Source organism: Robiginitalea sp. (assembly GCF_049588695.1).
Taxonomy (GTDB): domain Bacteria; phylum Bacteroidota; class Bacteroidia; order Flavobacteriales; family Flavobacteriaceae; genus Robiginitalea.
Genome location: NZ_JBAVZJ010000620.1, coordinates 1 through 2,590, shown reverse-complemented (window position 1 = coordinate 2,590; position 2,590 = coordinate 1). Strand labels below are relative to the sequence as shown.

3 protein-coding genes and 2 pseudogenes are annotated in these 2,590 nt (G+C 45.0%); 2 read left to right on the top strand and 3 right to left on the bottom strand.

Annotation, left to right across the window (positions count from 1 at the left end):
* The 3 genes and pseudogenes from WBV75_RS14160 to WBV75_RS14150 form a co-directional block, all read right to left on the bottom strand.
* Positions 1-573 (bottom strand): annotated as a pseudogene (locus WBV75_RS14160) (acyl transferase); the annotation flags it as partial.
* Positions 574-650: 77 nt separating this feature from the next.
* The gene (locus tag WBV75_RS14155; RefSeq protein ID WP_424121231.1) at positions 651-965 is read right to left on the bottom strand and encodes a T9SS type A sorting domain-containing protein; all 315 of its coding nucleotides are present in this window, start codon (positions 963-965) and stop codon (positions 651-653) included.
* 162 nt (positions 966-1,127) lie between these two features.
* Positions 1,128-1,436 carry a T9SS type A sorting domain-containing protein gene (locus tag WBV75_RS14150; RefSeq protein WP_424121230.1) on the bottom strand — a complete coding sequence of 103 codons (309 nt, stop codon included), beginning with the start codon at positions 1,434-1,436 and terminating at the stop codon, positions 1,128-1,130.
* Between the two features lie 231 nt (positions 1,437-1,667).
* On the opposite strand from WBV75_RS14150, the gene WBV75_RS14145 reads away from it, so the two are divergent.
* A complete protein-coding gene (locus tag WBV75_RS14145; protein ID WP_424121229.1) occupies positions 1,668-2,354 on the top strand; it encodes a response regulator transcription factor in 687 nt (228 codons plus the stop codon).
* A pseudogene (locus tag WBV75_RS14140) lies at positions 2,354-2,590 on the top strand (sensor histidine kinase); the annotation flags it as partial. The gene WBV75_RS14145 and the pseudogene WBV75_RS14140, both read left to right, overlap by 1 nt.

The following is a 2,590-nucleotide window of genomic DNA, read 5'->3' as shown; positions in this document are numbered from 1 at the left end:
AGAAGTTTTAAACGCTTTTTCAGCAAGGTCGAGAAGGGCAAAAGTAACCCCGATTAACAGGACCTGTGTCGGGGACTCTGACAGGAGCTCCAGAACTTGCCCTGCCTCATGGATATTGTAAAACCCGCTTTTCGGATGGGTGCTTTGGCCAATGAGCTTTCCGACCATATAGCTCAATGAAGCATCCGATCGCTCCTGATAGGACGGTAATAGGGCTACGATGCAATATTCGGAGGGCTTCCCGTAAAAGTGCTCAAACCCCCGGGTAAAACTCTCCCGGTAAAGGCCGAGGTCTGCTACGAAGTGTTGACTGCGGACACTGCCTGTCGTGCCGCTGCTTCGAAAAACGATTTCCGGCCGGAACTCCGCAGGCATAACCTTATGGGATTTAAAGAATTCAATAGGCAGAAAGGGGATTTCTCCAAGGTTTTTTACTTTAGCAGGTTGCTTGCCGAGGTGATCGCAAAACTCCTTATAAATAGTGACGTTATGGTATTGATTCCAAAAGGTTTCCAGGGCCAGGACTTCAAATTCCCCGGCAGATTGTAGCCCAGAAACGACATCGCCATCCATACGGAAAGATTCGTGCGAAAATACGAAAAAGTCAAGGGTTGTCTGGAGAAACAGAATTGAAACTGGAGGAAGGAACCTTAGCGGATCACAAGTTTTTTAGTCCCTATCCGTTCCTCCTGACGGATCTGGACCATGTAGACCCCGGGAACCAGGCCGCTGACCAATAACTTTTGTGAAACGATTCGCTGCTCAAGTACGACTTTTCCGAACAGGTCGTAGATTCTGATATCTTTCGGGCCATCGGAGTCGGATTGCACATAGACGAACCCATCCTTTACGGGATTGGGGTGCAGGCTGAAACGGGCTTCGGTCCGGTTGGGACTCTTTGGGTCCTGTTGGGCTGAAACGGCATAAGTACTCAGTATGAAAAGCAGCAGTAGAAGTTGCTTCATCTATGGTAATTGATTTGGGATCAATACAAGGAAGGTAATTCAAGCCCGAACTTCCTGGAATTTAATGTTGCGAACCCTCAATTTTTGTAGGTGAAATTGTAGTGCCTTGCGTTTCATCGATAAAATCGGCAGATGGTCGATACGGTTTAACGGAAAAAGAGGTTACTTAACGATCAGTTTGCGGGTAGCTACTTTGTCTTTTTCATAGACCTGAATCAGGTAAACGCCTGCCTTAATCCCAGAAAGGTTGAGTTCCTTTCCCATGATGGTGGTTTCAAGAACAGGGGTGCCAAGGACGTCATAAATGCGAATTTTCTTAGGCTTGTTCGCTGCCGTTACAATATAAACCGTCCCTGAAGTAACGGGATTCGGGTATATTTTAAAGCCTTCAATATCCGCCTGGTCCGGAGCTTTTTGACCGAAAGCCGTACCCATAGTAAATAGTAAAATCAGGAGGTAAAAGTGCTTCATACGATTAAACATCCACAGCGATAAGCAAATATAGCATTTTTGACTGCCGGAAACTTTCAGTGAAGTATAAAATTTATGTAAATATCGACGAACTACCCTACGCCTTAAGGCAATCGCCGGAATCGGGTAAAATATGTTATTAAAAGGTTAGTAGTATTAAATTGCCGTTAAGTAAGAAGGCCATCTGCCGAATATGGTTATTTTTGAAAGAATCAATCATAAACCACTTCTATGAAAAAGCAGGACATCAAAATTCTTCTGGTCGACGACGAACCCGATATCCTGGAAATCCTGAGTTATAACCTCTCGGCTGAGGGCTATCAGGTGTATACTGCAAAGAACGGTGCAGACGGCGTAGAAAAGGCCCGGAAAAAGGCTCCACATCTCATCATTCTGGATGTGATGATGCCCGAAATGGATGGTATTGAGGCCTGTGAGCTCATTCGGAAATCCAAGGGTCTCGAAGATACTATTATCACTTTTCTCACAGCCAGAAGTGAAGATTACTCCCAGGTCGCGGGTTTTGATGCGGGCGCAGATGACTATATCACAAAGCCCATTAAACCCAAAGTCTTTCTCAGTAAGGTTAAATCCCTGTTGAGGAGATTGAAAAAAGGGGAGGAAGATTCTGCCGAAGTACTCAAAGTGGGGGATTTGGTCATTAACAGAGAGGAATACAAAGTTGTCAAGGACGGACAGGATATGGTCTTGCCCCGGAAGGAGTTTGAACTCCTGGCCTTATTGGCTTCCAAGCCGGATAAGGTATTTAAACGGGAGGTCATCCTCGATAAAGTCTGGGGTCAGGAAGTGGTTGTAGGAGGAAGGACCATAGATGTCCATATTCGGAAGTTAAGGGAAAAGATAGGTGAATCTCATTTTAAGACCGTAAAAGGGGTGGGGTATAAGTATGTACAATAATGGCCATACAACTCCGTAAGTCGTACAGATTTGCCTTCAGGTCATCCCTTTATATCACTTCTGCGCTCGCTATAGGTGGTTTTGTATTTCTGTATGTACAGGATTTGCTTCAGGAATACTGGCATTGGTACCTGGGCTTTATCCTTTTATCCTTTGTCATTTGTTTTGCCATCCTTCAAATCCGGGTAGAGAAATTTATTTACAGGCGCATCAAGCAGATTTACGACGATGTTTCC